The sequence below is a fragment of the Marinobacter sp. ST-43 genome (genome assembly GCF_030541085.1).
Classification (GTDB): Bacteria; Pseudomonadota; Gammaproteobacteria; order Pseudomonadales; family Oleiphilaceae; genus Marinobacter; species Marinobacter nauticus.
The window spans coordinates 130,332-156,782 of sequence record NZ_JASSVO010000004.1; the positions used below are offsets into that span (position 1 = coordinate 130,332).

Annotated in this window: 28 protein-coding genes; 19 read left to right on the plus strand and 9 right to left on the minus strand. The window is 59.6% G+C overall.

What is annotated here, in order from left to right; all coding sequences use genetic code 11:
* Positions 1-936 (minus strand): methionyl-tRNA formyltransferase, encoded by a 936-nt coding sequence (fmt, locus tag QPL98_RS08155; protein ID WP_011783622.1) that lies wholly within the window; start codon positions 934-936, stop codon positions 1-3.
* An 80-nt stretch (positions 937-1,016) separates the two neighbouring features.
* The gene (gene def / locus QPL98_RS08160; RefSeq protein WP_198324811.1) at positions 1,017-1,523 is read right to left on the minus strand and encodes a peptide deformylase; all 507 of its coding nucleotides are present in this window, start codon (positions 1,521-1,523) and stop codon (positions 1,017-1,019) included.
* Positions 1,524-1,987: 464 nt separating this feature from the next.
* Here def and QPL98_RS08165 point away from each other — a divergent pair, with 464 nt between their 5' ends.
* From QPL98_RS08165 to QPL98_RS08200, 8 genes are all read left to right on the plus strand, one after another.
* Positions 1,988-3,004, plus strand: a complete 1,017-nt coding sequence (locus tag QPL98_RS08165; RefSeq protein WP_011783624.1) for a LysM peptidoglycan-binding domain-containing protein — start codon at positions 1,988-1,990, stop codon at positions 3,002-3,004.
* Between the two features lie 33 nt (positions 3,005-3,037).
* A complete protein-coding gene (gene dprA / locus QPL98_RS08170; RefSeq protein WP_206854251.1) occupies positions 3,038-4,255 on the plus strand; it encodes a DNA-processing protein DprA in 1,218 nt (405 codons plus the stop codon).
* A gap of 15 nt (positions 4,256-4,270) precedes the next feature.
* Positions 4,271-4,843, plus strand: a complete 573-nt coding sequence (locus tag QPL98_RS08175; protein WP_011783626.1) for an L-threonylcarbamoyladenylate synthase — start codon at positions 4,271-4,273, stop codon at positions 4,841-4,843.
* Between the two features lie 8 nt (positions 4,844-4,851).
* Positions 4,852-5,778 carry an oxygen-dependent coproporphyrinogen oxidase gene (gene hemF, locus QPL98_RS08180; protein WP_303293072.1) on the plus strand — a complete coding sequence of 309 codons (927 nt, stop codon included), beginning with the start codon at positions 4,852-4,854 and terminating at the stop codon, positions 5,776-5,778.
* Positions 5,771-6,598, plus strand: coding sequence for a shikimate dehydrogenase (gene aroE / locus QPL98_RS08185; protein ID WP_278351391.1), 828 nt, complete (start codon positions 5,771-5,773; stop codon positions 6,596-6,598). The genes hemF and aroE overlap by 8 nt, the downstream gene beginning before the upstream one ends.
* A gap of 38 nt (positions 6,599-6,636) precedes the next feature.
* Positions 6,637-7,410 (plus strand): motility protein A, encoded by a 774-nt coding sequence (locus QPL98_RS08190; protein ID WP_014420028.1) that lies wholly within the window; start codon positions 6,637-6,639, stop codon positions 7,408-7,410.
* Between the two features lie 3 nt (positions 7,411-7,413).
* Complete coding sequence (locus tag QPL98_RS08195; RefSeq protein WP_153739714.1) at positions 7,414-8,247, plus strand: flagellar motor protein MotB; 834 nt, start codon at positions 7,414-7,416, stop codon at positions 8,245-8,247.
* Between the two features lie 124 nt (positions 8,248-8,371).
* Complete coding sequence (locus tag QPL98_RS08200) at positions 8,372-8,689, plus strand: PA4642 family protein (RefSeq protein WP_011783631.1); 318 nt, start codon at positions 8,372-8,374, stop codon at positions 8,687-8,689.
* 30 nt (positions 8,690-8,719) lie between these two features.
* On the opposite strand, the gene QPL98_RS08205 is transcribed toward QPL98_RS08200, so the two are convergent.
* On the minus strand, positions 8,720-9,259 hold the full coding sequence (locus QPL98_RS08205) for a gamma carbonic anhydrase family protein (protein ID WP_014420031.1): 540 nt from the start codon (positions 9,257-9,259) through the stop codon (positions 8,720-8,722).
* 282 nt (positions 9,260-9,541) lie between these two features.
* On the opposite strand from QPL98_RS08205, the gene prlC reads away from it, so the two are divergent.
* Positions 9,542-11,587, plus strand: coding sequence for an oligopeptidase A (gene prlC, locus QPL98_RS08210; protein WP_153739715.1), 2,046 nt, complete (start codon positions 9,542-9,544; stop codon positions 11,585-11,587).
* A 56-nt stretch (positions 11,588-11,643) separates the two neighbouring features.
* On the plus strand, positions 11,644-11,895 hold the full coding sequence (locus QPL98_RS08215; protein ID WP_153739716.1) for a YheV family putative zinc ribbon protein: 252 nt from the start codon (positions 11,644-11,646) through the stop codon (positions 11,893-11,895).
* A gap of 58 nt (positions 11,896-11,953) precedes the next feature.
* Here QPL98_RS08215 and QPL98_RS08220 read toward each other — a convergent pair whose 3' ends face one another.
* Together QPL98_RS08220 and QPL98_RS08225 are read right to left on the minus strand one after the other, a co-directional pair.
* A complete protein-coding gene (locus tag QPL98_RS08220; protein WP_153739717.1) occupies positions 11,954-13,276 on the minus strand; it encodes a Na+/H+ antiporter family protein in 1,323 nt (440 codons plus the stop codon).
* Between the two features lie 114 nt (positions 13,277-13,390).
* Positions 13,391-13,621 (minus strand): DUF1653 domain-containing protein, encoded by a 231-nt coding sequence (locus QPL98_RS08225; RefSeq protein WP_011783637.1) that lies wholly within the window; start codon positions 13,619-13,621, stop codon positions 13,391-13,393.
* Positions 13,622-13,781: 160 nt separating this feature from the next.
* Here QPL98_RS08225 and QPL98_RS08230 point away from each other — a divergent pair, with 160 nt between their 5' ends.
* On the plus strand, positions 13,782-15,578 hold the full coding sequence (locus QPL98_RS08230) for a diguanylate cyclase (RefSeq protein ID WP_303293073.1): 1,797 nt from the start codon (positions 13,782-13,784) through the stop codon (positions 15,576-15,578).
* A gap of 2 nt (positions 15,579-15,580) precedes the next feature.
* Here QPL98_RS08230 and QPL98_RS08235 read toward each other — a convergent pair whose 3' ends face one another.
* The 3 genes from QPL98_RS08235 to QPL98_RS08245 form a co-directional block, all read right to left on the minus strand.
* Positions 15,581-15,967 (minus strand): DoxX family protein, encoded by a 387-nt coding sequence (locus QPL98_RS08235; protein WP_014420036.1) that lies wholly within the window; start codon positions 15,965-15,967, stop codon positions 15,581-15,583.
* A gap of 80 nt (positions 15,968-16,047) precedes the next feature.
* On the minus strand, positions 16,048-16,695 hold the full coding sequence (locus tag QPL98_RS08240; RefSeq protein WP_031211724.1) for a hypothetical protein: 648 nt from the start codon (positions 16,693-16,695) through the stop codon (positions 16,048-16,050).
* A gap of 191 nt (positions 16,696-16,886) precedes the next feature.
* A complete protein-coding gene (locus QPL98_RS08245) occupies positions 16,887-18,233 on the minus strand; it encodes an MATE family efflux transporter (protein ID WP_303293074.1) in 1,347 nt (448 codons plus the stop codon).
* Positions 18,234-18,421: 188 nt separating this feature from the next.
* Here QPL98_RS08245 and coxB point away from each other — a divergent pair, with 188 nt between their 5' ends.
* From coxB to QPL98_RS08265, 4 genes are read left to right on the plus strand one after another with little or no spacing between them, the layout of a single operon-like run.
* On the plus strand, positions 18,422-19,546 hold the full coding sequence (gene coxB, locus QPL98_RS08250; protein ID WP_303293075.1) for a cytochrome c oxidase subunit II: 1,125 nt from the start codon (positions 18,422-18,424) through the stop codon (positions 19,544-19,546).
* Positions 19,547-19,603: 57 nt separating this feature from the next.
* A complete protein-coding gene (ctaD, locus tag QPL98_RS08255) occupies positions 19,604-21,187 on the plus strand; it encodes a cytochrome c oxidase subunit I (protein WP_014420041.1) in 1,584 nt (527 codons plus the stop codon).
* A 13-nt stretch (positions 21,188-21,200) separates the two neighbouring features.
* The gene (locus tag QPL98_RS08260; protein ID WP_199452064.1) at positions 21,201-21,797 is read left to right on the plus strand and encodes a cytochrome c oxidase assembly protein; all 597 of its coding nucleotides are present in this window, start codon (positions 21,201-21,203) and stop codon (positions 21,795-21,797) included.
* Between the two features lie 16 nt (positions 21,798-21,813).
* Positions 21,814-22,701 (plus strand): cytochrome c oxidase subunit 3, encoded by an 888-nt coding sequence (locus QPL98_RS08265; RefSeq protein WP_011783645.1) that lies wholly within the window; start codon positions 21,814-21,816, stop codon positions 22,699-22,701.
* Positions 22,702-22,712: 11 nt separating this feature from the next.
* Here QPL98_RS08265 and QPL98_RS08270 read toward each other — a convergent pair whose 3' ends face one another.
* The gene (locus QPL98_RS08270; protein ID WP_011783646.1) at positions 22,713-22,916 is read right to left on the minus strand and encodes a twin transmembrane helix small protein; all 204 of its coding nucleotides are present in this window, start codon (positions 22,914-22,916) and stop codon (positions 22,713-22,715) included.
* A 97-nt stretch (positions 22,917-23,013) separates the two neighbouring features.
* Between QPL98_RS08270 and QPL98_RS08275 the strand changes: the two genes are divergently transcribed.
* Genes QPL98_RS08275 through cyoE form a run of 4 tightly spaced genes read left to right on the plus strand, consistent with a single transcriptional unit; the run spans position 23,014 to position 26,424 of the window.
* On the plus strand, positions 23,014-23,763 hold the full coding sequence (locus QPL98_RS08275; RefSeq protein WP_141066719.1) for an SURF1 family protein: 750 nt from the start codon (positions 23,014-23,016) through the stop codon (positions 23,761-23,763).
* Complete coding sequence (locus tag QPL98_RS08280; RefSeq protein ID WP_141066720.1) at positions 23,744-24,385, plus strand: hypothetical protein; 642 nt, start codon at positions 23,744-23,746, stop codon at positions 24,383-24,385. Before QPL98_RS08275 ends, QPL98_RS08280 begins: the two co-directional genes overlap by 20 nt.
* A 15-nt stretch (positions 24,386-24,400) precedes the next feature.
* A complete protein-coding gene (locus QPL98_RS08285) occupies positions 24,401-25,507 on the plus strand; it encodes a heme A synthase (RefSeq protein WP_014420046.1) in 1,107 nt (368 codons plus the stop codon).
* A complete protein-coding gene (cyoE, locus tag QPL98_RS08290) occupies positions 25,504-26,424 on the plus strand; it encodes a heme o synthase (protein WP_141066721.1) in 921 nt (306 codons plus the stop codon). The genes QPL98_RS08285 and cyoE overlap by 4 nt, the downstream gene beginning before the upstream one ends.
* The last annotated feature ends 27 nt before the right edge of the window (positions 26,425-26,451 follow it).

Consider the following 26,451-nt stretch of genomic DNA (forward strand, 5'->3'; position numbering starts at 1 on the left):
TCAGTTCAGCTCCTGGCCGGGCAGCAATACCTGCTTACCACCGTTGATCAGATCGTTGATGCTCTGGGCCTTGCTGCCTGGTAACTGCGCGGAAGTGATTCTGAGCGTGCCGGTGCCGCAGGCAACGTCTACACCGTCCCGCTCCCGGGCAATCACGGTACCGGGACCCTTGTCGCTGCCCTGCTTCAGGGCGCTGGCCTGATGAATACGGATACGTTGCTCGCCAAGATCGGTAAAGGTACCGGGCCAGGGGTTGAACGCGCGAATCAGTCGTTCGATTTCCTGCGCGCTTCGGCTCCAGTCGATGTGGCCCTCTTCCTTCGACAGCTTATGGGCGTAGTTGGCCTCTGCCTCATTCTGGACTTCGCCGGTCAGATCGCCCTTGGCCAGCCGCTCCATGGCCTGCACAATAGCCTTGCCGCCCATCTCGGCCAGCCGGTCATGCAGGCTGCCGCCGGTATCGTCGGCGCTGATGGGGGTGTCCAGTTTCAGCAACATGTCGCCGGTATCCAGGCCCTCGTCCATCTGCATGATGGTGATTCCGGTTTCGGCATCGCCGGCGGCAATCGCCCGCTGGATAGGGGCGGCGCCACGCCATCGCGGCAGCAGGGAGGCGTGAATGTTCAGGCAGCCATGGGTTGGTATGTTCAGCACTGCCTTGGGCAGAATCAGGCCATAGGCAGCCACGATCATCACATCCGGTTGCAGTGACGCCAGTTCCTGTTGGGCCTCTTCTGGCTTCAGACTGACCGGTTGATACACGGGAATACCAGTATCCAGTGCCACCTGTTTAACCGGGCTGGGCATCAGTTTGCGGCCGCGGCCGGCGGGGCGATCAGGCTGGGTGTAAACGCCGACGATGTCGTAACCGGCATTCAGCAGGGTTTTCAGGGCGGTGGCGGCGAAATCCGGCGTGCCGGCAAACACAATGCGCACGTTGGTTGCTTCTCTGTGTCGTTGATACGAAAAAACCGGGTCGTAACCCGGTCCTGAATTCGGTCTATGCTGGCAGCGCCTCAGGCGCTCTGCTTGTGCAGCTTTTCCAGCTTCTTGCGAATGCGATTACGTTTGAGCTGGCTCAGGTAATCGACAAACAGCTTGCCATTCAGGTGGTCCATTTCATGCTGGATGCAAACTGCCAGCAGGCCTTCAGCCTCCAGGACAAACTCCTTGCCGTCGCGATCCTTGGCGGTAATCCGGCAGTGCTCGATGCGCTTCACATCTTCATAGAACCCCGGTACCGACAGGCAGCCTTCCTGCATGGCTTCGAGCTCGCCATCCAGCACTTCCACTTTCGGGTTGATGAACACCCGCGGCTCGGTTTTATCTTCGGACAGATCCATTACGATGATCTGCTTGTGCACATCCACCTGGGTCGCGGCCAGGCCAATGCCGCGGGCATCGTACATGGTCTCGAACATGTCGTCGATCAGCGTACGGATGTCATCGGTCACTTCCTCCACCGGCTTGGCGATGGTGCGAAGTCGTGGGTCCGGATACTCAAGAATTTCTCGAATCATAATGCTCTTGCTTCTGGCCTGTGTGTATCGGGCAATCTCTAATGTCAGCCTGTTTTACGGGCTGCCCAGCGCAGAATTTTACCATTTGTAACGCTGTGAAACCGATTGCCGAAATGCGACAGCGTACTGCGCAAATTTTCTTGGTCTGCCTATGATGAATCCAGAGATTCCGACAGTATGAACCGTTAATGCTGGCAGAGTTCCCGGGTTCAAGGTAATAACGTCCGCCTGACGGTGCCTATTATCCAATAATTCGCCGATTGAGTACAAACTGATCAGTTCATAGTTAAAATCTTTCACGAATGCGCTTCGATGGCTGCAGAAATCACTCGAAGAACAAAAGATAACATCACAAATTCCGGGACTTCTTCTATAGTAACGGGAATAACAACGTAATATGCTGCGGGGATTCTGCGGCGACATTACCGAACGCAAAGATTCAAGGCACGCGATCAAGGACATAAACAATGAGGAAACTGTTGTACGCTCTGGCAGCCTCTGCGCTGCTGTTTACCTCCTGGGCCCAGGCACAGCCGGAGCTGAGGTCTGATCATCCTGAGCGTTACACTGTCGTCAAAGGGGACACCCTCTGGGACATTTCAGCGCGATTCCTGAACAACCCGTGGTACTGGCCGGAAATCTGGCACGTGAACCCGCAGGTTGCCAACCCACACCTGATCTATCCCGGTGACCGCCTGGCACTGGTGTACATCGATGGCAAACCCCGGATTACCAAGGTCGCGACCAGCGATGTGGTGAAGCTCTCGCCCCAGGTTCGTTCCGAGGCCATCGACACACCAATACCGGCCATCCCCCTGGATGCCATCGCCAGTTTCCTGACCGAAACCCGTATTGTCAGCCCGGAAGAAATTAACGGTGCGCCCTATGTGCTTGAAGGTGAGGACGGACGCATCATCACCGGTGCCGGTGACCGTATTTACGCTCGCGGCGAGAAGCCGGCCGATCGCGTGGGTATTTTCCGTCGCAGCAAGGAATTTGTGGATCCGGACACCGGCGAGTTCCTTGGCCTGGAAGCCCGGAGCATTGCCCGCGGTAACGTTAATGCCGAAAACGGTGATGTGCTGACCGTAGGCATTACCAAGTCCAGTGAAGAAGTGCGTATTGGCGACCGGTTGCTGGTGAATGAAGATCGCCGGCTGACCACCAGCTTCGTGCCCAGCTCGCCGGATAGTGAGATCGAAGGCAAGATGATTTCTGTCGATGGCGGTGTCAGCCAGATCGGTCAGTACGATGTGGTCGCCATTAACCGTGGTGAGCGCGAAGGCCTGGCGCCCGGTAATGTGCTGGCGGTGCTGAAGGCGGGCAACATGGTTCGTGACCCGGTCACCGGCGAAACCATTGAATTGCCGTCTGAGCGGGCTGGCCTGCTGATGGTGTTCCAGGCCTATGAGAAAATGAGCTACGGTCTGGTGCTGCAGGCAACGCGGCCCCTCTCGGTGGGTGACAAGGTCACCAATCCCTGAGGCCGCGCGTTTGATGAGTTGAAGGAATAAGACATGGCCGGGCCGGAATGCCCGGCCATTGTTGTTTTCAAGGAAGAGAAAATGTCAGATCAGGAATTTCTGCAAACACCGGCAGGCCAGTGGCTGCTGCTGTCACTGCTGCCCCGGTTCGGAATCCCCCTCAGGGAGCGGATTCTGGGTTCTGTTGATACGCTCACCGATATCCTGCCCCTGAATGCTGCCACGCTTCGCGCCATGGGGCTTGGCGGCGATGCCGTGGAGGCGATTGTCGCCTGGCAGGCGGGGGAGCTCAGCCAGGGCGTCATAGCCCGGGCACTGGATATCTATCGCCAATGTCGGGAACGGGGTATTGGCGTGCTCGGACAAGGCCAGGCGCCCTACCCGGAATGCCTGCGCCATATCCACAATGCGCCTCTGGTGCTCTATACCCTGGGTAACGTTGAGTTATTGCAACGGGACCAACTGGGCGTGGTCGGCAGTCGCAACGCCACCCGGGCGGGGCTGGACCATGCCCGCCAGTTTTCTGCCGAACTCAGCCGGCGGGGGCTGCTGATCACCAGCGGTCTGGCCCTCGGAATAGATGGCGCAGCCCACGCCGGCGCCCTGGATGCTGGCTATCCGACACTGGCGGTGGTGGGTTGTGGTCTCGACCGGTTGTATCCGGCCCAACATCGTAACCTGGCCCACCGCATCATTGAGAACGGCTTGATTGTTTCTGAGTACCCGCCGGGCACCCAGGCCAGGGCCGCCTATTTCCCCCAGCGTAACCGCATTATCAGTGGCCTCGCCCGGGGCGTGCTGGTGGTGGAGGCCAGCCTCCGGAGCGGTTCACTGATTACCGCTCGAACCGCCCTCGAGCAGGGGCGGGAGGTGTTTGCCATTCCCGGTTCGGTGCACAGCCCGGTGGCCCGGGGCTGTCACCAACTGATTCGCCAGGGCGCCCGGCTGGTGGAGACCGCCGACGACGTGATGGAAGAACTGGGTACCTGGTGGTCCATGCAGGCGCAGCCCGCAGAACCGGAAGCAACGGAGAATTCGTCAGACCTGTCGTTTCTGGACAGCCGGGAAATCGCGGTATTCGAGGCTTTGGGGTATGATCCGCAGTCTACCGATGCACTGGGCCTTGCCACGGGTTTGCCCGCGGATCAGTTGCTGCAGTCACTACTGATCCTGGAGCTTGAGGGCCTCGCCCATGCCTGCCCGGGTGGTTATCAGCGCACCGGTCGGGACCTTGTTCATTGTTCTGCATGAGGGCGCCGATATCTGATGGCGGATACATCTTCTCCGAGTTTTCTTCAACTGGCTCTTGCCCGCCAGACGGTACTGGCAGGCGGGGTAATCGCCTATCCCACGGAAGCGGTGTGGGGACTGGGGTGCGATCCCTGGAACCGGGAGGCGGTCGAATACATCCTTGAGCTCAAGCAGCGGCCCATGGAGAAGGGCGTGATACTGGTGGCAGCCTCGGTTGAACAGGTGCGTTTCCTGCTGGATCCGTTGCCCGACGCCGTTCAGAGCGAGGCTCTGCGCCACTGGCCAGGGCCGGTCACTTGTCTGTTGCCGGACGTAAACCAGCAGGTGCCGGAGTGGGTCCGCGGCAAACACAGTTCCATCGCCGTTCGAGTCAGTGATCATCCGGTGGTGCGGGCCCTGTGTGAGGCGACGGGTATGCCGCTGGTCAGTACCTCATGCAATCCGGCGGGGCGTCAGCCGGCCCGTGCCATCTGGCAGGTGCGGCGCTATTTCGGCGACCGCATAGATCGTATTGTCCCCGGTGCGCTGGGCGGCAATCGCAAGCCCAGTCGCATTATTGATATTGTTACCGGTCAACAGTTTCGCTAGGAGAATTCATGTCACAGCAGCCGGATATCCAGGCCGTCAAGGACTACCTCATCGGTCTTCAGGAGCGCATTTGTCAGCGGCTGGAAGCGGTCGATGGCCAGGCATCGTTTATCCGTGACAGTTGGCAGCGGCCGGAAGGCGGTGGCGGTATCAGCCGCGTACTGGCCGACGGTGGTGTTATCGAGAAGGGCGGCGTTAACTTTTCCCACGTGATGGGCGAGACCATGCCAGCGTCTGCCACGGCTCACCGCCCTCACCTGGCGGGCGCACCCTGGCAGGCCATGGGGGTGTCGCTGGTGATTCATCCGAACAATCCATACGTGCCCACGTCTCATGCCAACGTGCGCTTTTTCATCGCTACGCCGGAGGACAGCGCTCCGGTGTACTGGTTCGGTGGTGGCTATGACCTCACGCCCTATTACGGATTTGAGGAAGACTGCGTGCACTGGCACCGCACCGCAAAGGCAGCCTGCCAGCCATTCGGTGACTCCGTCTACGCGGACTACAAGCGCTGGTGCGACGACTATTTCTACCTCAAACACCGGCAGGAGCCACGGGGCGTTGGCGGGCTGTTCTTTGATGACTACAACACTGGCGATTTCGACCGTGACTTTGCCTTTATGCAGGCCGTGGGCGACAGTTACATTGAGGCCTACGAGCCGATTGTGCGCCGGCGTATGGATCAGCCTTGGGGGGAACGGGAGCGGGAATTCCAGCTCTACCGCCGGGGCCGCTATGTCGAGTTTAACCTGGTGTACGACCGGGGCACGCTGTTTGGACTGCAGTCGGGCGGCCGGGCCGAGTCTATCCTGATGTCCCTGCCCCCGTTGGTGCGCTGGGATTACGACCGCCGTCCGGAGCCAGGCACTGAGGAAGCCCGGCTGACCGAGTATTTTCTGACCGGCCGTGACTGGTTGGAGGAATGTAATGACTAACGATCTGTATGCCGTGGTGGGCAACCCCATCAGCCACAGCAAATCACCCCGTATCCACAGCCTGTTTGCCCAACAGACCGGTGAGGCCGTGGAATACACCGCGATTCAGGCGCCGCTGGAGGATTTCGCCGGCACCGTTCATCACTTCTTTGACCACGGCGGCAAGGGTCTGAACATTACGGTGCCGTTCAAGGAACAGGCCTGGACCCTGGCCGAGCACCGGACTCACCGGGCCGAGCTGGCAGGTGCCGCCAATACTCTCTATCTGGATCAAGAAGACCAGCTGGTGGCCGATAACACAGATGGTGTGGGTATTGTTCGCGACCTCCGGGACAACCATGGCGTGCCTCTGAAGGGCGCGCGTGTGCTGGTGCTGGGCGCTGGTGGTGCGGTGCGCGGTGTGCTCGGGCCTCTGCTGGACGAGCAGCCCGCCAGTGTGGTTGTGGCCAATCGTACTGTCGCCAGGGCCGAAGCGCTGGCCCGGCTGTTCGGCCGGGAACACAGTGGCATTGAACTCTCGGCCTGTGGTTTTGAGCAGGTCGAAGGACCGTTTGATCTGGTGATCAACGGCACCAGCGCCAGCCTGAAGGGCGATTTGCCAGCCATTACGGCAGATGTGATCGGCGCAGATACCGTGGTCTACGACATGATGTATTCTCTGCAGACCACCACGTTTAACCAGTGGGCCCTGGATCATGGCGCCGTACACGTGTTTGACGGTCTGGGTATGTTGGTGGAACAGGCTGCCGAAGCTTTTTTCGTGTGGCGGGGCGTACGCCCGGAAACCTCGGCCGTCATCGAGGAACTGAGAACAGACTGAGGCAGGCGATGCAGCCGAGCCGTCGATAAGGGTCAGTTATGGATATTCTTACGCTTGTCGGGTTGCTAGCCGGAACCCTGATTGTGTTGCTCGCCATGTTGGCGAATGCAACCGTGCTTACCTTTCTGAACCTGCCAGGCCTGGCCATCGTACTCGGGGGTACGTTTGCCGTAACCCTGATCAAATTCCGGATGCCCTCCGTGCTGAGTGCTTTCCGACTGGCTTTCCGCGCAGCCTTTACGGACCGGTTGGCGCGCCCGGCGGAACTGATTCGGGAAGTGGGCGTGCTGGCCCGGGTGGTTCGCAAGGAGGGCATTCTGGGTCTGGAGAACCATGACACCAAGGACGAGTTCCTGCAGAAAGCCATCAACCTCTGTGTCGATGGCCACCCGCCGGAACTGGTGGAAGAGGCCCTGTTGCAGGATAGCCAGCAGACCGCCGAACGCTACGAAGTGGCGGAACGGGTGTTCCGCGGTATTGGCGAATCGGCACCGGCCATCGGCATGCTCGGTACCCTGGTGGGGCTGGTGCAAATGCTCAATACCCTTGATGATCCTTCCTCTATTGGTCCGGCCATGGCCATTGCCCTGCTGACCACCCTGTACGGCGCATTCATTGCCCAGCTGATGGCGTTACCCCTGGCCGACAAGTTGCAGCTGAAGGCGGAAGACGATGCCCGTAACCAGATGCTGATCATTACCTCCATCAAGAGCATCATGCGCGGTGAAAACCCCAGGGTTATGACCGAACTGCTGTCTTCCTACGTGTCTCCGGAACACCGCACCAACCTCGAACCCGAGCGGGAGGCCTGAGGTTTGCAACCGGCACGGCCACTGAAAAAGAACCGGGGCAAGAAAGGCACCCCGGACTGGATCGTGACGTTTGCCGATCTGGCCACATTGCTGCTGACGTTTTTTATTCTGCTGCTGTCCTTCGCCGAAATGGATGTGGAAAAGTACCGGGCCATGGCCAACTCCATGTCGCTGGCCTTTGGCTCCAGCAACGTGGTGGCGGAGGACGTGGGTGGCTCCCCTATTACCCTGGTTGAATCGGATACCGTCTCGCTGCCCGAACCGTCGGAGTCGTTGCAACAACAACCTGAGTTTATTGATGAGCGTACCGAGCGCTCGGAAACCCGGCAGATACCCGGCGGTGTGCTGGACCTGGCCGGGCGTCTGGTTCGGGAACTGGAAGAGGAAGTGGCTTCCGAAGCCCTGCATGTGAACTACGACGAGGATCAGGTGGTTATCCGGTTCTCGGAGGAAGCGACCTTCCGCTCTGGCGACGCCACCATCAAGCCGGAAATGATCCCGATCATCGAGCGTGTGGTGAGTGTACTGTCTGCCTGTAGCGGGGATGTGGTGGTTTCCGGGCATTCCGACGATCGACCGATTTCCAGCAGTCAGTACCGCTCAAACTGGGACCTGTCTGCTGCCCGGGCGGTCTCGGTGGTGCATGAACTGGTACTCAACCGGGATATCCCCGCCGAGCGGGTCGTTGCCGCGGGCCGTGCCGAGACCCGGCCACTGGCCCCCAACACCAGCCCGGAAAACCGCGCTATCAATCGCCGGGTGGAAATCGCCATCCGTAACCCCGAATGCAGTGATGAAGTGCCCACCGCAGACCTGCCGGTGGAAATCCTGCCCTGAGCCGCCGGTATCTCCGCTCTCCTTATGCTCGCAGCGCAGATACTCATAGTGGATTCATATAACCTCTGCCCATTCAAAGCCTTATACTGTGCGCCCTGAATTGCACACAGCAGGAGATGCCAGCATGAGCGGACCGGACAAACCGAAAGTCATTGGTGAGGAATGGAGTGACGAGCGGGTAAAGAGCTATCTCGACCTGACCCCCTGGGACCGAAGCATCAATGCCGATTATTTCGTGCTGAGTCGGGCTTATGAATCTATGCGGGCCGAAGACTTCGAGCGCTTTATCAGCTTTTTTGTTGAAGCCGGTCGTGACCTGAATGCTGAAGACGAACACGGAGCAACCATTCTGGATCGGGTTGCTCTTCACCGGCGTAGTGCAGAGTATGCCCGCGTCCTGGAAAACGCCGGCGCACAAAAAAAGGCAGCGGCCGGGAATTGATTCCCGGCAAGGCTGCCTTGCCGCTGCTTTTTATTCTGAGGGATTCAGGTATTCGTCTTTCAGTTTGACGTAGTTGGCGGCAGTGTATTTGAAGAACGTTTTTTCCTTGTCGCTCAGGGCCCGGGCCTGCTTGCACGGGGAGCCCACGTACAGGTAGCCGGATTCCAGGCGTTTGCCTGGCGGTACCAGGGTGCCGGCGCCGATAATGACTTCGTCTTCCACCACGGCGCCGTCCATTACGGTACAGCCCATGCCGACCAGAACCCGGCTGCCAATGGTGCAGCCATGCAGCAGGGCTTTGTGGCCAACGGTCACGTCGTCGCCCAGGATCAGCGGCCAGCCGCCGGGGTTGTAGTCGCTGGCGTGGGTGATGTGCAGCACCGAGCCGTCCTGGATGCTGCAACGGTCGCCGATGCGGATCTTGTGCATGTCGCCTCGGATTACGGTCATGGGCCAGACCGAGCAATCCTCCCCCATTTGTACATCTCCGATGACCACGGCGCTGTCGTCTACCCAGGTGCGTTCGCCAAATTGTGGTGTGATACCCTTGTGAGTTCGTACATTCGCCATTACATATACCTCAATGCTGTCCAAGTGCGGTGCAAGGTGCCGGTGGGGGATGGCTTTCAGAAACACGCTCCTTCGGCACTCCTGCGGAGTCCGGCCCGCAATCACAGATTGCGGTCGCTCAGCGGTCGCATGAAGCTTCGCTTCATAAACGCTCGGCGGAGCCCCTGTGACGCTTGAGTTCCGCCATCCCTGGCTCCACACAGTTTCTGAAAGCCATCCCCCACCGGCACCCCGTAAGTTGGTGCAAGCTATCTCATTAACGAACGGCTGAGAAGGGGACCTATGAATAACCCGCTACTGACTGACGATCTGTTGCCGAAGTTCGGTCATATCCGTACCGAGCACATGGAAACGGCCATAGACCAGATTCTCAGCGAGAACCGGATGAAGATCCAGACGCTGGCCCAGCAGGAGGATCCCAGTTGGGAAACTCTGGCTCAGCCCATGCAGGAGCTGGAAAACAAGCTAAGCAATGCCTGGTCGGTGATCTCCCACCTGAACGGTGTCATGAACAACGATGACCTGCGCAAAGTGTACAAGAACTGCCTGGAAAAACTGACCGAATACAGCACGGAAGTCAGCCAGAACAGTGCCTTGTGTGAGGCCTATAAAAAACTGGCCGCCCGCGATGATTTCCACAATCTGAGCGAATCCCAGCGCAAGTCCATCGAGAACATCCTGCGGGATTTCCGGCTCGGTGGTGTGGATCTGCCTGAGGACAAGAAAAAGCGTTACGCGGAACTGTCCCGGGAGCTGGCGGAACTGTCCAACAAGTTCAGCGATAACGTGCTGGACGCCACTCAGCACTGGTACAAGCACATCACCGATGTGGACGAGCTGTCCGGTCTGCCGGAAACGGCCATTGAAGGCGCCAGGCAGGCGGCCCGGCAGAAGGAGCTGGACGGCTATGTGATTACCCTGGATTTCCCGAGTTTCTATCCGGTGATGACCTACGGTGACAACCGCAGCCTGCGCCGGGAAGTGTACGAGGCGTTTGTTACCCGGGCGTCAGATCAGGGCCCGGATGCCGCGAAGTGGGACAATACCCCGGTGATGGCTGAGATTCTCAAGCGTCGCCATGCCCTCGCCCAGTTGCTCGGATTCGACAACTACGCCGAGCGTTCGCTGGCCACCAAGATGGCCCGCAGTGTCGATGAGGTGATGGAATTCCTGAATCAGTTGGCGGCGAAATCCAAGCCCCAGGCGGAGAAGGAGTTCGCCGAGCTGAAGGCGTTTGTGAAAGACGAATACGGCGTCGAGGATCTTCAGGCCTGGGATGTCGGCTATTACAGCGAGAAGCTGCGCCAGAAGCGTTATGACATTTCTCCGGAAACCCTGCGCCCCTGGTTCCCGGTGGACAAGGTGGTGCCGGGCCTGTTCCGGGTGGCAGAGAAGCTGTTTGATGTTCAGATCGAAGCCCATCCGGAGGTGGAAACCTGGCACGCAGATGCCCAGGCCTACTGCATCAGTCGCCACGGCGAGCCGATTGCCTGGTTCTACCTGGACCTCTATGCCCGCCAGGGCAAACGTGGTGGTGCCTGGATGGCGGACTGCCGGGTGCGCTGGCGCGATCTGCGCGGCCGGTTGCAGTTGCCAGTAGCGTTCCTGACCTGCAACTTCACGCCGCCGGTGGACGGCAAGCCGTCGCTGCTGACCCACGACGAAGTCACCACCCTGTTCCACGAGTTTGGCCATGGCCTGCATCACATGCTGACCCAGGTGGAGGTGATGGATGTGTCGGGCATTAACGGTGTGGCCTGGGATGCGGTGGAGTTGCCCAGCCAGTTCCTGGAGAACTGGTGCTGGAATCCGGAGTCGCTGGCACTGATTGCCAGTCACCATGAAACCGGAGAACCGCTGCCGGAAGATCTGCTGCAGAAACTGTTGGCGGCCAAGAACTTCCAGTCCGGGATGGCCATGGTGCGGCAGCTGGAGTTCTCGCTGTTCGATTTCCGGTTGCATGCGGAATTCAGCGAGCAGGCGCCGACCAATCCGCTCGACATGCACCGGACAGTGCGGGAAGAGATTGCCGTGGTTCAGGCGCCGGAGTTCAATCGTTTTCCGAATGCTTTCTCCCACATTTTCGCCGGGGGCTACGCGGCGGGCTATTACAGCTACAAGTGGGCGGAAGTGCTGGCGGCCGATGCGTTCTCGCTGTTTGAGGAGAATGGTATTTTTGATCCGGAAACCGGCAAGGCCTTCCTGCACAACATTCTGGAGAAAGGCGGTTCGCAGGAGCCCATGGAGCTGTTCAAGGCGTTCCGGGGCCGGGAGCCCGAGGTGGATGCCTTGCTGAAGCAGACCGGCATTACGGACGAAGCGGCCTGATACAATCACGCCCGGTGGTCGTACTGGCCATCGGGTGACTTATCTGGAGTTGAGTTATGACGAGTCCGAAACGCTTTATCGCCGGTGCTGTCTGTCCCCGTTGTGCGGAGATGGACAAGATCATGATGTTTACCGATGACGACGGTGAGCAGGTGCGCGAATGCGTGGCATGCGGTTTTACCGATGCCATGTCCGATCAGGAGCAGCCGGCGGCACCGGAGATCGAGACCCGGGTGAACAAGCGCGACAACAAGGATGATCACACGGTAAAACAGGTGGTGTTCTTCAAGTCCGGTTCAGAAGACTGATCCCCCGGCTTGCCTGGCCGTCTTTGGCCGGTGGCAAACCGAGGGTGTTGCCGGTGCCTCAGAGCACCATGGCGGCCAGCCAGCCGAAGGCCAGCAGTGGCAGGTTGTAGTGCAGGAACGTGGGCACCACGGTGTCCCAGATATGGTTGTGCTGGCCATCCACATTCAGGCCGGCGGTGGGGCCAAGAGTGGAGTCTGATGCCGGAGAGCCGGCATCACCCAGAGCACCCGCCGTACCCACCAGGGCCACGATGGCCAGGGGGCTGAAGCCCAGTTGCAGCGCCAGTGGCACATACAGGGCGGCGATAATGGGGATGGTCGAGAACGATGACCCGATGCCCATGGTGATCAACAGGCCCACCACCAGCATCAGCAATGCTGCCAGCGCCTTGTTCTCGCCTATGGCGGCGACCGAACCTTCCACCAGAGTGGCGATTTCGCCGGTTTCCCGCATGACTTCCGCAAAGCCGTTGGCGGCAATCATGATGAAGCCGATCATGGCCAGCATTTTCATGCCTTCGGTGAACAGGTCGTCGGCTTCTTTCCATTTCACCACGCCAGAGACATTGAACAGCACGAAGCCGGCCAGGGCGCCCAGGATCATGGAGCCCAGCCAGAGTTGCACCACGAACGCCACAGCAATGGCGACCAGCGCCATCACCAGCGTTCTGGGGCTGTATTTCACATCCACACGCTCGGTCTGTTCGATACGCTTGAGGTCATAGCCGCGACCGCCCCGGTAGCTGAAGAAGACCGCAACCAGCAGGCCCAGGAGCATGCCCAGGGCCGGCAGCGCCATGGCAGACATGACGTTCAGGTTGCTGGCATCAACGCCGTTGTCGGCCACATTGGCCAGCAGGATCTCGTTCAGATAGATACCGCCGAAGCCTACCGGCAGGAACATGTAAGGCGTGATCAGGCCGAAGGTCAGCACGCAGGCCACCAGCCGGCGGTCCATGTTCAACTTCGCCATCACGTACAGCAGTGGCGGCACGACCAGCGGAATGAAGGCGATGTGAATCGGCAGGATGTTCTGGGACGATACGGCAATGGCCAGCAGCAGACCGATGATCATGAACCGGATGCCGGTGGCAGCGCCCCCTTCATCCTGCCGGCCCACCATGGCCAGGGCCTTGTCGGCCAGGGCGTGGGCCAGCCCCGATTTTCCGATTGCGACGGCAAACGCGCCCAGGGTGGCATAGGACAAGGCCACGGTGGCACCACCGCCCAGGCCGGTATTGAAGGCATTGATGGTCTCTTCAAGGGACATGCCCGCCACCAGGCCACCGGAAATGGCGCCGATGATCAGGGCAACAACAACGTGAATGCGGCACAGGCTCAGTACGAGCATGATCAGTACCGCGGCAACTACGGCATTCATGGCAAACTCCGGATAGGAATCGAGGGTTTACCGGCACCTTTTGGGCGCCGGCAGCACGAAAAGTGCGCTAATGTGCAGGAAATGGCCGCCGCAGTCAAAACGGTTGTGTAACCGTTACTCGTCCTCAACTCGCATGAAACGGGGAACCTGTTCGCCGGCCACATCGACGGTTTCCAGAAACATGGGGAGCGGGCGAACCCATAGACTATGGTCGCCGTACAGGCAGCGATAGACCACCAGCGGCTCTTCGGTTTCGCTGTGGCGGGCCACGCCGATCACGTCGTAGTCCTTGCCTTTGTAGTGCCGGTAGCGGCCGGGCTGAACCGTGTGTCTGCGTTCGGGCATGTCTTCCTCTCTGGTGGTAGCGGGGCTTTACCCCTTAATTTCGTCGGACTTGAGCGGGATATCCGTCTACACTGTTTGTGAAGCACGGTTGGTTATGGTGTTTCCCATCAGAACACAACAGTGTAGTTCAAGCACCTCGGGCCGGAAATTACAGACAAGAATGAACGGGCGCATTTCCCGCAGAACAGGCATATTCCTTACCTTGCTGCTGTGCTTGGCCTTCAATGCTGCCCATGCCGAGCCGGTAGCCTTCCAATGGTTGTCGGTACCTCAGGGGGCCAGGGATGTCGAGGCGGTCCGCGCCATCGGCCCTGACCAGTGGCAGACGGTTCCCGCAGGCCAGACCCTGAACCGGGGATTCAGTGACGACGAATTCTGGTTGCAGGTACGGGTACCGTCGCAACCCGCCAACCGGGTTCTGGAAGTGGGTTATCCCCTGCTCGATGAAGTGTCGGTGTATTGGGAACTGGATGGCCGGATTATCGAATCCCATCACACCGGGGACACCCGGCCGTTCGACAGCCGGCCGATTGTGCACCGCAATTTCGTCTTTCTGGTGCCGTCCAATACCGAGCCGGTCACCGCCTGGATTCGTGTGCAGACCCAGGGCTCGGTTCAGGTTCCCGTCGCGGTAACCCCGTCCGCCGAATTTCTTGCTAACGAGCAGATTTCCTATGGCTGGCAGACCATGTTCCTGGGAATCGTGGTCGCTCTGGCCCTGTATAACCTGTTTCTGTTCCTGATTGTCCGCCACCAGACCTACCTCTGGTATGTGCTGACGGTTGTCTGTTCCGGTGCTGTGCAGCTCAACTTCAATGGCCTGCTGTTCCAGTGGTTCTGGCCTGACGTGCCGTGGATCAACCGTTACTTCACTGTGCCGGTGGTCAGTGCCGCGCTGATTGCGGCCATTGTTTTCACCATGAAATTCCTGTTGGTCAAGAGTTACTCGCGCTGGGGTTATCGGATTCTTCAGGCACTGCTGGCGGTCAACCTGTTGGGTCTGATCTATGGTTTCCTCGGTTCTTACCAGGTGGGCATTATCTGGATAAGCAGTCTGGCTGCGTTCGCGACCCCGGTGGCCTGGCTGATTGGTATCAATGTCTGGCGCAGGGGCCAGATCCTGGGCGGCTTTTATGTACTTGCCTGGACGCCCTTGCTGCTGGGGCATCTGGTGCTGGCGGTCAGCAAGCTGGGCTGGATTCCGCGCAGTCCGTTTACCGAGTTGGCGCCCCAGGCCGGGGTGGCGGTTGAGGTGATTCTGCTGTCGTTTGCCCTGGCCTACCGGATCAACATGGAGCGCCGGCGCCGGCAACAGGCCCAGGAGCATGCCCTGGACATACAGCGCCAGGCCAACCTGACCCTGGAATCCCGGGTTCGGGAACGCACCGAGGAGCTGGAGCAGGCAAACGAGCAGTTACGGGCCATCAGCCTGACCGATGGCCTGACTCACGTCGCCAACCGGCGCCGGTTTGATGAGAAACTGGAAACCGAGTGGAACCGGGCGTTGCGTCACGAGCATGAATTGAGCCTGATTCTGCTGGATATTGACCACTTCAAGCAGGTGAACGACCGCTTCGGCCATCTGGTGGGAGACGATTGTCTGGTGGCGCTGGCCGCAATTCTGTCCGATGAAGTCCAGCGCTCTGGAGACCTGGTGGCTCGTTACGGCGGTGAGGAGTTCGCCATTCTGCTGCCCACCACGGATGTGGCCGGCGCGCAGCAAGTGGCGGAACGGATGCGGCTATCGGTCGCCCGAACGCCGGTCAACAGCGGCGAGCATATGTCGCCGGTCAGCCTGACCATCAGTCTGGGTGTGGCGACACTGACCCCCAACCGGCAATCCGATTGTCAGGAACTGATTCGCCGCGCCGATGAGGCGCTCTACGCCGCCAAGTCTGATGGGCGCAACCGGGTGGTGGTCTGGCACCCGAAAGCGGTTGCGCCCACCACCGGCTGACCTCAGTTCTTGAGCTTGTACCGGCCCGGCCCCAGGAAAATCAGCGCCAGTGCGGTGAACAGGAAGAAGCCCTGAAGTTCCAGCGCCCAGCCGCCATTGCTGCTCAGGGTCAACAGCTGATGGCCATGCACCAGGGCGATGGCGACGATCATGTTGAAGACAATGATCAGGGCGCCAATCCGGGTCTGGTATCCGAGAATCACCATCAGCGGTGCAATCACTTCCCCGATATAGACGCCGTAGGCCAGGATCGTGGGCAGGCCATGGCTGGCCAGCTGGCCTTCGATAAAGCCAATGCCATTGAGCAGTTTGGCGATGCCGTGGAACAGCAGTAACCCGCCCAGTGTCAGCCGTACAATCAGTTTTCCCAGATCGGCATTATCCAGCACGTTTGGCCTCCTCAGTGTTGTTCGGGAGGGCAAGAATACTGTTTTTCCGGAGGCAATTCAGTGACGTGTTGTTATTAAACTCAGCACGACGGCCCGAGGGCGAAGCGGATGTGGTTCCGCTCCAGCAGGTTTTCCCAGTACTGTCGCATCCAGTCCCAGGCCTGGTTATTGACCTGGTCGATGAAGGGTTCCAGGTCCAGGTCGTAATAATCCGGGGTGCCGGCAATCTGGAGTACGGTAACGGTAATGGCATCGTCCAGCTCATTGGCGAAGGGTTCACCAATGAGCTCGTGCACCAACAGGTTGGCCCGGGTGGCTTCCAGGTCAATCAGTTCGCTGGCGCGGGTAGAGCGGTTGTTATCGTGCATTTCTTCCATCAACCGGTGACACAGGTAGGCGCGTATGAGCAGCCCGTCCAGGCCATCGTAGCGCACCAGCAGTACCGAGGGCTGGGTGAAGTAGCGGGTAGCGGCATCAATGAAGGGTTGGAACAGTTCGGTTATGCCGGCTTCCCGGGCACAGGCGTCAACACATTCCACCAGCCTGGGCGCCATTTCAATGTATTCCACCGCGAACTGGAACAGGGACGTTGCCGGTTGATAGCCATCCACCACCACCGAACCCGGCAGCCGGGCAGCTTTCTCTTTCATCTGGCGTAAGAAGGCGCCGGATCGTGCTTCCTGGCGCCTTGCCTGATCGATGATTTCAAGGACGGCCTGTGGTGTCATTTCAGGAGATGCCGAAGTCTGAACAATTTGAGGTCGCAAGGCGCCTCCCGTTCTATCAAGGAGTAACCGGAGGCAGGAAAGCAGGGGCTGGCTACCGCAACATGCCTGCCGTTTCTGACTAGTGTAGCCAAGATTTGTTGCCTTGCTGCCTGTACTGGCAAATTTAACGGTTACGGTGTGTATAGCAGGCTTCAGCGGGCATCAAACCACCGGTCCTCGCGGGTATAGCGCCAGCACAACCAGCCCATGCTTCCGGCTCGCGCCAGCATCAGCGTAATGAGCGCAAACCAGAGTCCGTGGTTGCCCCACCCGGTGGTCAGCCACCAGACCGGCAGAAACACAGCCAGCGCTGAAAACAGCATGGTGTTCTGCATTTCCCGGGTGCGGGTGGCGCCGATGAACACACCATCAAGCAGAAAACCCCAGACCGAGGCAAATGGCAGCAGCCAGAGCCAGGGCAGGTATTGCCAGGCGGTAGTTCGCACCTCCTCCAGACCGGTCAGCAGGCTGATTAGCCAGCGGCCGCCGAGCACGAACGCAACGGTCAGCAGCAACGCACCCCAGATCGACCAGCGCAGGGCGCTCAGGAAGACCATGCGGAACCGGCGCCGGCTGTTCTGGCCAATGGCCTCACCCACCAAAGCTTCGGCAGCATTGGCGAATCCGTCCAGGGCATTGGAAATCACCAGCAAAAAGGTGATCAGCACGGCGTTGGCGGCCAGGATGACATCGCCCTGCCGGGCACCCTGAGCGGTGAAAAACGCCAGTACCAGCAGCAGGGCAATGGTGCGAACCATGATGTAACGGTTCACCCGCAGAATGGTCAGGTAGTCTGCCAGCTGCCCGAACAGCGCGCGGGTCAGTCGCTGGCCTTCCGGCATCCTCCGGAGCACGATGGCAAACCCGATCAGGGCAGCACCGTATTCCGCCATCACGGTGGCCATGGCCACGCCCCGGCTGTTCCAGCCCAGTACCGTAACGAAGAACACGTCCAGCACAATGTTGATGCCGTTGGCGATGATCAGCATCACCATGGGGCCGCGGGGGAACTGGGTACCGATCAGCCAGCCCACCAGGGTGTACTGGCACAGCACCGCTGGCGCACTCCAGATCCGGATAGCCGCGTATTCTGCGGCCAGAGCGGCCACCTCAGGGCTGGGATTCATCAGCTTCAGACCGATTCGGATCAACGGTTGGTGAAACAGGATCAGTAACAGCCCGATGCCGATGGCCAGCAGGATTGAGCGTAATAGCAGCGCGACCTGAGCAAAGGCATCCCGTTTGCCCCAGGCCTGCGCCGCCAGTCCGGTGGTGCCCATGCGCATGAAACCGAAAGTCCAGTACAGGATGCTGAACAGGTTGGCGCCCACGGCAACCGCGCCCAGGTATTCCGGACTGTGCAGATGGCCGAGCACGGCGGTGTCCACCAGGCCCAGCAGGGGCACGGTGAGATTGGTCAGCATCAGTGGCCAGGCCAGTGCCCACAGGCGTCGGTCAATGATGCCGGGCGCACGCTGCTTATTCTTTATGCTTCTCAAAACTCTGCGCTTATCTTATTTGGATTTAAGGATTTTTTAGTCTTTTTTTGATCTGTGTCTATACTCAATTTTGATGTATCCATAAGCAGGCTTTCACTCGGGGATTTCCGACGGTTGCGAGTGCCATCGGTAAATTTCGGAGGGATGACGCAAAATCCGACAAGAATAACACTCTGTGGAGACACAGTATGCGCGTGCATGCCAAGCGGGCAGTAGCCCTAGCCGCTGGTCTGTTGTCACCGGCTGTGGTCGTGGCCGACTGGACCATGAACATGACGCCCGGTGTAACCGGCACCAGTAATCAGATTTTCAGCCTTCACATGACCATTCTCTGGATCTGCGTCGCCATCGGTGTGGTGGTGTTCGGGGTCATGTTCTGGTCCATTTTCGCCCATCGCAAATCCCAGGGCGCGAAACCGGCCAATTTCCACGAGAACACGGTGGTCGAAATTCTCTGGACCATCATTCCGTTCGCCATTCTCGTGGCCATGGCCATTCCCGCCACGGCAACGCTGGTGGAGATGTACGACACCACCGAATCCGAAGTGGATATCAAGGTCACCGGCTATCAGTGGCGCTGGCAGTATGAGTATATCAATGAAGATTTCGGTTATTTCTCCAGCCTGTCCACACCCCGGGACCAGATCGAGAACCGCCAGGCCAAGGGTGAAAACTACCTCCTGGAAGTGGACAACCCGCTGGTGATTCCAGTCGGCAAGAAAGTGCGTTTTCTGTTGACCGCCAATGATGTAATCCACTCCTGGTGGGTGCCGGAGTTTGGTGTGAAGAAAGATGCCATCCCCGGATTTATCAATGAAACCTGGACTCGGGTGGATGAGCCGGGCATTTACCGTGGCCAGTGCACCGAGCTGTGTGGCAAGGACCACGGCTTCATGCCGGTGGTGGTTGAGGCGGTGCCGGAAGAGGAATACAACGCCTGGGTGGCGGAGCAGCGCGAGGCAGCCGAGAAAGAGCGCCAGCTGACCCAGAAAGACTGGACTCTGGAAGAACTGATGGAGCGTGGTGAGAAGGCCTACGCCACAGCCTGTGCGGCCTGCCACCAGGCGGATGGCAGCGGGGCCCCCCCGGCGTTCCCCGCGCTCAAGGGTAGCCCGATTGCGACCGGGGATATGACGGCTCACATCGACATTGTGGTGAACGGCAAGTCCGGGACGGCGATGCAGGCGTTCGGCAACCAGCTGAGCGAAGTGGACCTGGCCGCGGTGATTACCTATGAGCGTAATGCCTGGGGTAACAACACCGGCGATATGGTCACGCCCAAGGAAATTTTTGATTACAAGAACCAGCAGTAATCAACGCCAGATAACAACAATCACCAGCCACATCAGAAGGCGGTAACGGGGGTTTTCATGAGTGCGGTTGCAGATACCCACAGCCAGGAACATCACCACGGCCCGGCCAAAGGCATCAGCCGCTGGCTGCTGACCACAAACCATAAAGACATCGGGTCCATGTACCTGATGTTCAGTTTTGCCATGTTCCTGCTCGGCGGCAGCATGGCCATGGTCATCCGGGCCGAACTGTTCCAGCCCGGCCTGCAGATTGTGCAGCCGGAGTTCTTTAACCAGATGACCACCATGCACGGTCTGATCATGGTGTTCGGGGCGGTCATGCCGGCCTTTGTCGGATTAGCCAACTGGATGCTGCCCTTGATGATCGGCGCTCCCGACATGGCACTGCCGCGCATGAATAACTGGAGTTTCTGGCTGCTGCCCTGCGCCTTCCTGATTCTGGTCTCCACCCTGTTCATGCAGGGCGGCGCCCCCAACTTCGGTTGGACCTTCTATGCGCCGCTTTCCACCACCTATGGGCCACCCAGCACCACGTTCTTCATCTTCGCGGTGCACATCATGGGGGTGTCCTCAATCATGGGCGCCATCAATGTCATTGCCACCATTCTCAACATGCGGGCGCCGGGCATGACCCTGATGAAAATGCCCCTGTTTGTCTGGACCTGGCTGATCACCGCGTTCCTGTTGATTGCGGTCATGCCGGTGCTGGCCGGCGTGGTGACCATGATGCTGATGGACATCAACTTCGGTACCAGTTTCTTTGATGCCTCCGGTGGTGGCGATCCGGTGCTGTTCCAGCATGTGTTCTGGTTCTTCGGGCATCCGGAGGTTTACATCATGATCCTGCCGGCGTTCGGGGCCATCTCCCACATTGTTGCGGCCTTCTCCCGCAAGCCGCTGTTTGGCTATGCCTCCATGGTGTATGCGGTGGGTGCCATTGCCCTGTTGTCGTTCGTGGTCTGGGCGCACCATATGTTTACCGTGGGTATTCCACTGGCCGGGCAGTTGTTCTTCATGTACGCCACCATGCTGATTGCCGTGCCCACCGGGGTGAAGGTGTTCAACTGGGTCACCACCATGTTCCGGGGCTCCCTGAGTTTCGAGGCGCCCATGCTGTTCGCCGTGGCCTTTATCATTCTGTTCACTATCGGTGGTTTCTCCGGTCTGATGCTGGCCATCGCGCCTGCGGACTTCCAGTACCACGATACCTACTTTGTGGTCGCGCATTTCCATTATGTGCTGGTGCCCGGTGCCATCTTCGGCATCTTCGCTTCCGCCTACTTCTGGCTGCCCAAGTGGACCGGCCACATGTACGACGAAACCCTGGCCAAGACCCACTTCTGGCTGTCGTTCATCGGCATGAACCTGGCTTTCTTCCCCATGCACTTCCTGGGGCTGGCGGGCATGCCCCGGCGGATTCCGGACTACGCGCTGCAGTTTGCTGACTTCAACATGGTGTCGAGCATCGGGGCCTTTATGTTCGGCGTCAGTCAGTTGCTGTTCCTGTTCATCGTGGTGAAGTGTGTGCGAGGGGGCGAGAAGGCCACCGCCAAACCCTGGGATGGTGCCGAAGGGCTGGAATGGACGGTGCCCTCACCAGCGCCGTATCACACTTTCTCGACACCGCCGGAAGTGAAATAACCGGGAGGTCGCCATGGCAGAGCCACAACCGCAACACGGCAAACGCAGCAACGGTCGGGTGATTGCCTGGTGCATGGCCGGCGTGGTCGGTATGTTTGCCTTCGGCTTTGCCTTGGTGCCCCTGTACGACGTGTTCTGCGAAATCACCGGTATCAACGGCAAGACCGGCGGCCGGTACGAAGCGCAGGTCACCAACCAGGTGGATGCCAACCGCACCGTGACGGTCCAGTTCCTGGCCAGTAATGGTCCGGGTATGTCCTGGGAATTCCGGCCGGTGACCCGCAGCATCAAGGTGCATCCCGGTGAGCCGGTGACCGTCAATTTCTACGCCGAAAATGGCAGCGACCAGGCCATGGTCGGACAGGCAGTTCCGAGCCTGTCCCCGGCTGAGGGCACCCTGTACTTCCACAAGACCGAGTGTTTCTGTTTCAACCAGCAGCCCCTGGAAGCCGGCGAAAGCACAGAAATGCCTCTGGTGTTTATCGTGGATCCGGAACTGCCGGAACACATCACCAAGCTGACACTGTCCTACACCCTTTACGACCAGAGCCAGAAGGCCGAAGTATCGGGTGCCGCCGGGGCAGCAAAAACAACCAACAATAACGGCTAAGCCATCGGAGACAGCTATGGCGGATCACCAGACCTACTACGTTCCCGAACAGAGCAAGTGGCCCATTGTCGCTACCGTTGGCCTGGGGGTCACCCTGTATGGCGCGGCAGCCATCATGGTGAACGGCAACCAGGGTGAAAGCACCACCGGTTCCTGGATCATGTTCTGGATTGGTGCCCTGATCATGGCGTACATGCTGTTCGGCTGGTTCGGCAGCGTTATCCGCGAGAGCCGGGCCGGACTATACAGCGACCAGATGGACCGATCTTTCCGCTGGGGGATGAGCTGGTTCATTTTCTCGGAAGTCATGTTTTTTGCGGCTTTCTTCGGTGCGCTCTTCTACGTTCGGATGTTCGTGGTGCCCTGGCTGGGGGGCGAGGGTGATAAAGGCAGTAGCAACATGCTGTGGGAAGGCTTTCAGGCCAGTTGGCCTCTGGTCAACAACCCTAACCCTGAGGCCTACCCGGGCCCGAAGGAAGTGATCGGGCCCTGGGGCCTGCCGCTGATCAACACCATCCTGCTGGTAACCTCGTCGTTCACCGTGACCATTGCCCACCATGCCCTGAAAGCGGGTCACCGGGCCAAGGTGAAGCTGTGGCTGGGAGCCACCATTGCGTTGGCGGTGGTGTTCATGTTCGTACAGGGGTACGAGTACATGCACGCCTATCAGGACCTGGACCTGACCCTGCAGTCCGGCATCTATGGCAGCACGTTCTTTATGTTAACGGGTTTCCACGGGGCCCACGTGATGCTGGGTACGTTGATGCTCGCCATCATGCTGGTCCGGATCATCAAAGGCCATTTCACCGCCGACAATCATTTCGGCTTTGAAGCGGCAGCCTGGTACTGGCATTTTGTGGACGTGGTCTGGCTGGGTCTGTTTGTGTTCGTGTATGTGCTCTGAGGCAGGTGAAGTCAGGGCGTCGGGTTCAGGGTGAGATCGCCGGTCCAGAGCGCGATCAGCACCACGGCCAGTAATAGCACGCTGAGCGAGACCCGCACCGCCAGTGAGTTCACCACACGGTTGGTTTTACCGCCGTCCCGAATCAGGAAAAACAGCCCGCTGAACAGGCTGATAATGACGGCGAACAGCAGTACGACAATGGCAAGTTTTAACATGAGGAATCCGGTTGTTTCAGGTCCGCAGCCTGTTGAGCATTCTGGTGCCGGGAACAACGCCCCGGTTTGTTACTTCACTATAGCAGAGCGGCGCTAAGTGGGTTTCAGCTCCCGCCGCTGGCAGTTCGACTGGCGCCTGCTGGTCTTCAGCGGTGTCTTTCTGCCTCTGCTGATCAGTCTGGGCGTCTGGCAGCTGAACCGCGCCGCGGAAAAAACCAGTCTGCTGCGGACCTGGAATTCAGAAAGCGCCGGGTGGGACTGGCAGGATGTGGCGGCTGCAGATGGATGGCAGGAGGGCCAACCGGTCACCCTGACCGGTTGGTACCGGGAGCAGACCTGGTTGCTGGACAATCGGACCCGGGACGGCCGCGCCGGTTACGAAGTCCTGACGCTTTTTGAGCCGCTCTCAGGCCCTTTGGTGGTGGTCAACCGGGGCTGGGTGCCGGCACCGGCCAGTCGTGAGCAACTACCGGAAGTGCTGACGCCTGAGCCTCTGTTTACCCTTCAGGGCCGGCTGGCGGCCTATCCGGAACCGCCGGTACTGGGGGCGCAGGAGCCCGATACACCCGGCTGGCCGAGACGGGTCCAGGCGTTGCCGGAGAGCCGGGTCCGGGCGTTGGGCAGCACGCCGGCCCCGATGATTGTTCACCTTGCCGACAGCCAGCAACCGGGTGCATACCAGGCGGACCGGGCGCCGGATGTGATGGGCCCGCAGACGCACTACGGATACGCCGCCCAGTGGTTTGCACTGGCGGTAGCACTGACTATATTGACTCTGGTGGCGAGTTATAAAAAAGACAGCGAAAGACCCAAGGCAGGAGCCGACAATGACAACGACAACGGCTGACTCTCTCTCTCATTCTGATGGCCCGAGCCCGGCTCAGGTCAGGCGGGGCCGGCGCACCGCCATGTTGCTCTTTGCGGTGGGGTTCGGCCCCATGCTGGTGGCGACGGTCATGTTTTACACCGGCTGGCTTAATCCGGCCGGTCAGAGCAATCAGGGGCAGTTGGTGCAACCGCCGGTGCCAGTGGCAGAGCTGAATCTGCAAACCGCTGCGGGGAACCCCCTGCAGGCACGCTTTGGTGTTGATGTCGCCGACCCGAAATGGCTGATGCTGGTGGCTTCGGAACGTTGCACGGAAGACTGCGAGCAGCTGCTGTATCTGGCTCGCCAGGTTAACGTTGCGCTTGGCAAGAACGCGCCGCGTGTTGGTCGTGCCGCCTATCTGGGCACGGTACCGGCGGATCTGGAGCGGCGCTGGTCTGATGAGTACCAGTTGATGGAGCGCCTGCAACCGGCCCCTGGCAAGACACCGGCATGGCCCGCCGGGATCAACCCGGAGCAGCAACCGAGAATCCTGCTGATCGACCCGTTTGGCAATGTAATGATGCACTATGGCAGCGAACACACCGGCAAACAGCTGCTTAAAGATCTGAAGCACCTGCTGAAACTGTCACAGATTGGCTAACGGGAGGCCTGCGGTATGACGGCGATGTCTCCGGAGCAATCCCGGGCAATAGCAAAGAAACTGGCGTTCTGGGCTACCCTGGCCTGCTTGCTGGCAGTGGTGGTGATTATGCTCGGTGCCTGGACACGGCTGGTTCACGCCGGCCTGGGATGCCCGGACTGGCCTGGCTGTTATGGCTTTCTGACCGTGCCCCAGGATGAAACCCGCATCGCCATTGCCAATGCCCGTTTCCCGGAGACCCCGGTGGATGTCTCCAAGGGCTGGCCCGAAATGATTCATCGCTACGCCGCCGGTACCCTGGGACTACTGGTATTCGGGCTGGCCATTGCCTCGGTGCGCAACCGCAGAGCGGGGCTTCCGGTCAAACTGCCGCTGTTCATTGCCGGCTTTATCGTGTTGCAGGCCGCGTTCGGCATGTGGACGGTTACCCTCAAGCTCTGGCCCCAGGTGGTGGCCCTGCATCTGCTGGGCGGATTTACCACCCTGAGCCTGTTGTTGTTGCTGACCCTGCGGCTCCGGCGGCGGGCACGTGAAAGTGAGGCGCCGCGACCGGCGATGGCGGCATCCCTGGCAAGACTCCGACCCTGGCTGTATGGCGGTTTGCTGCTGGTCATTGCCCAGATTGCCCTGGGGGCCTGGACGGCAGCCAACTACGCCGCCGTTGCCTGTACCGATCTGCCTACCTGTCAGGGTCAGTGGTGGCCCGAGGGCATGGATTTTCAGCATGGATTTGATATCACCCAACATGTTGGTCCCAACTATCTGGGCGGCCAGCTGACCAGCGATGGCCGGGTTGCTATTCACGTCAGCCATCGCCTGGGCGCAGTCCTTGTGTTGGGTTATCTGGCCATATTGCTGGGGCTGCTGTGGCGCCAGCGCGCCCAGAGCGGTCTCGACAGGGCTATCGCTCTGGTGGGCGGTGCCCTGGTGCTCCAGTTCTGTCTGGGGCTGACCAACGTCTGGCTGCACATTCCCCTGATCGTTGCCGTTGCCCATAACGCCATGGGCGCTGGCCTGTTACTGTCGATGGTGCACCTGATCTGGCGGCATCATCAGCTGGCCCTGCCAGCACTATCCCCCGCACCTCACACAACAACCATAAACCGGGAGGTTACGGCATGAGCGAGCAAGTGAAGGCGCTGCCGATCCAGAATCCAACGCATGCGAGCCCTATTTCCTGGCGCGATTACCTGGAACTGACCAAGCCCCGGGTAGTGGCATTGATGATTCTTACCTCGGTGATCGGCATGCTGCTGGCAGCACCAGGCGTTCCCGGATGGAGCGTGCTGCTGTTCGGCAACCTGGGAATCGCCCTGCTGGCCGGCGCGGCTGCGGTGGTGAACCACGTGGTGGATCAGAAGATTGATACCGTGATGGCCCGCACTCGCAAACGGCCGGTGGCGACTGGCCGGATTGCGCCGCTGGACGCCCTGCTGTTTGCTACCGTACTGGCGGCCCTGGGTATGGTCGTGCTGGTGTGGCAGGTGAACGAGCTGACCGCCTGGCTGACGTTGGCCTCCCTCGTGGGTTACGCCGGTGTTTACACCCTGTTCCTGAAACGGGCGACGCCACAGAACATTGTCATCGGCGGGCTGGCCGGTGCCATGCCGCCACTGCTGGGCTGGACCGCGGTCACTGGCCAGGTGGAAGGCCATGCGTTGCTGCTGGTGCTGATCATCTTCGCCTGGACGCCACCGCATTTCTGGGCTCTGGCCATCCACCGCAAGGAGGAATACGCCAAGGCTGGTATTCCCATGCTGCCGGTGACCCACGGCAATCGTTACACCGAACTGCATATTCTGCTCTATACCCTGATGCTGCTGGCCGTCAGTCTGCTACCGTTTGTCACAGGCATGTCCGGCGGTATTTACCTGGTGGGCGCCCTGGCGCTAGGCTTGAGGTTCCTGCAATATGCTGTTCGCCTGCTGCGCGGCGACGACCGGCGGGTAGCGCTGAACACCTTCAAATATTCCATCACCTATCTGATGGCGTTGTTTGTGGTGTTGCTGGTGGATCATTTTGTCTTTGTCCCGGCCTGACTGGCCGGGGTTAAGCCTGGTTGGGAG

Excerpts from the sequence above, each read along its gene's own strand:
- QPL98_RS08165 (WP_011783624.1), top strand. The coding sequence starts at position 1,988 with ATGAGGAAACTGTTGTACGCTCTGGCAGCCTCTGCGCTGCTGTTTACC.
- dprA (WP_206854251.1), top strand. The coding sequence starts at position 3,038 with ATGGCCGGGCCGGAATGCCCGGCCATTGTTGTTTTCAAGGAAGAGAAA.
- QPL98_RS08175 (WP_011783626.1), top strand. The coding sequence starts at position 4,271 with ATGGCGGATACATCTTCTCCGAGTTTTCTTCAACTGGCTCTTGCCCGC.
- hemF (WP_303293072.1), top strand. The coding sequence starts at position 4,852 with ATGTCACAGCAGCCGGATATCCAGGCCGTCAAGGACTACCTCATCGGT.
- aroE (WP_278351391.1), top strand. The coding sequence starts at position 5,771 with ATGACTAACGATCTGTATGCCGTGGTGGGCAACCCCATCAGCCACAGC.
- QPL98_RS08190 (WP_014420028.1), top strand. The coding sequence starts at position 6,637 with ATGGATATTCTTACGCTTGTCGGGTTGCTAGCCGGAACCCTGATTGTG.
- QPL98_RS08200 (WP_011783631.1), top strand. The coding sequence starts at position 8,372 with ATGAGCGGACCGGACAAACCGAAAGTCATTGGTGAGGAATGGAGTGAC.
- QPL98_RS08205 (WP_014420031.1), bottom strand. The coding sequence starts at position 9,259 with ATGGCGAATGTACGAACTCACAAGGGTATCACACCACAATTTGGCGAA.
- prlC (WP_153739715.1), top strand. The coding sequence starts at position 9,542 with ATGAATAACCCGCTACTGACTGACGATCTGTTGCCGAAGTTCGGTCAT.
- QPL98_RS08215 (WP_153739716.1), top strand. The coding sequence starts at position 11,644 with ATGACGAGTCCGAAACGCTTTATCGCCGGTGCTGTCTGTCCCCGTTGT.
- QPL98_RS08220 (WP_153739717.1), bottom strand. The coding sequence starts at position 13,276 with ATGAATGCCGTAGTTGCCGCGGTACTGATCATGCTCGTACTGAGCCTG.
- QPL98_RS08225 (WP_011783637.1), bottom strand. The coding sequence starts at position 13,621 with ATGCCCGAACGCAGACACACGGTTCAGCCCGGCCGCTACCGGCACTAC.
- QPL98_RS08230 (WP_303293073.1), top strand. The coding sequence starts at position 13,782 with ATGAACGGGCGCATTTCCCGCAGAACAGGCATATTCCTTACCTTGCTG.
- QPL98_RS08240 (WP_031211724.1), bottom strand. The coding sequence starts at position 16,695 with ATGACACCACAGGCCGTCCTTGAAATCATCGATCAGGCAAGGCGCCAG.
- coxB (WP_303293075.1), top strand. The coding sequence starts at position 18,422 with ATGCGCGTGCATGCCAAGCGGGCAGTAGCCCTAGCCGCTGGTCTGTTG.
- ctaD (WP_014420041.1), top strand. The coding sequence starts at position 19,604 with ATGAGTGCGGTTGCAGATACCCACAGCCAGGAACATCACCACGGCCCG.
- QPL98_RS08260 (WP_199452064.1), top strand. The coding sequence starts at position 21,201 with ATGGCAGAGCCACAACCGCAACACGGCAAACGCAGCAACGGTCGGGTG.
- QPL98_RS08265 (WP_011783645.1), top strand. The coding sequence starts at position 21,814 with ATGGCGGATCACCAGACCTACTACGTTCCCGAACAGAGCAAGTGGCCC.
- QPL98_RS08270 (WP_011783646.1), bottom strand. The coding sequence starts at position 22,916 with ATGTTAAAACTTGCCATTGTCGTACTGCTGTTCGCCGTCATTATCAGC.
- QPL98_RS08280 (WP_141066720.1), top strand. The coding sequence starts at position 23,744 with ATGACAACGACAACGGCTGACTCTCTCTCTCATTCTGATGGCCCGAGC.
- QPL98_RS08285 (WP_014420046.1), top strand. The coding sequence starts at position 24,401 with ATGACGGCGATGTCTCCGGAGCAATCCCGGGCAATAGCAAAGAAACTG.
- cyoE (WP_141066721.1), top strand. The coding sequence starts at position 25,504 with ATGAGCGAGCAAGTGAAGGCGCTGCCGATCCAGAATCCAACGCATGCG.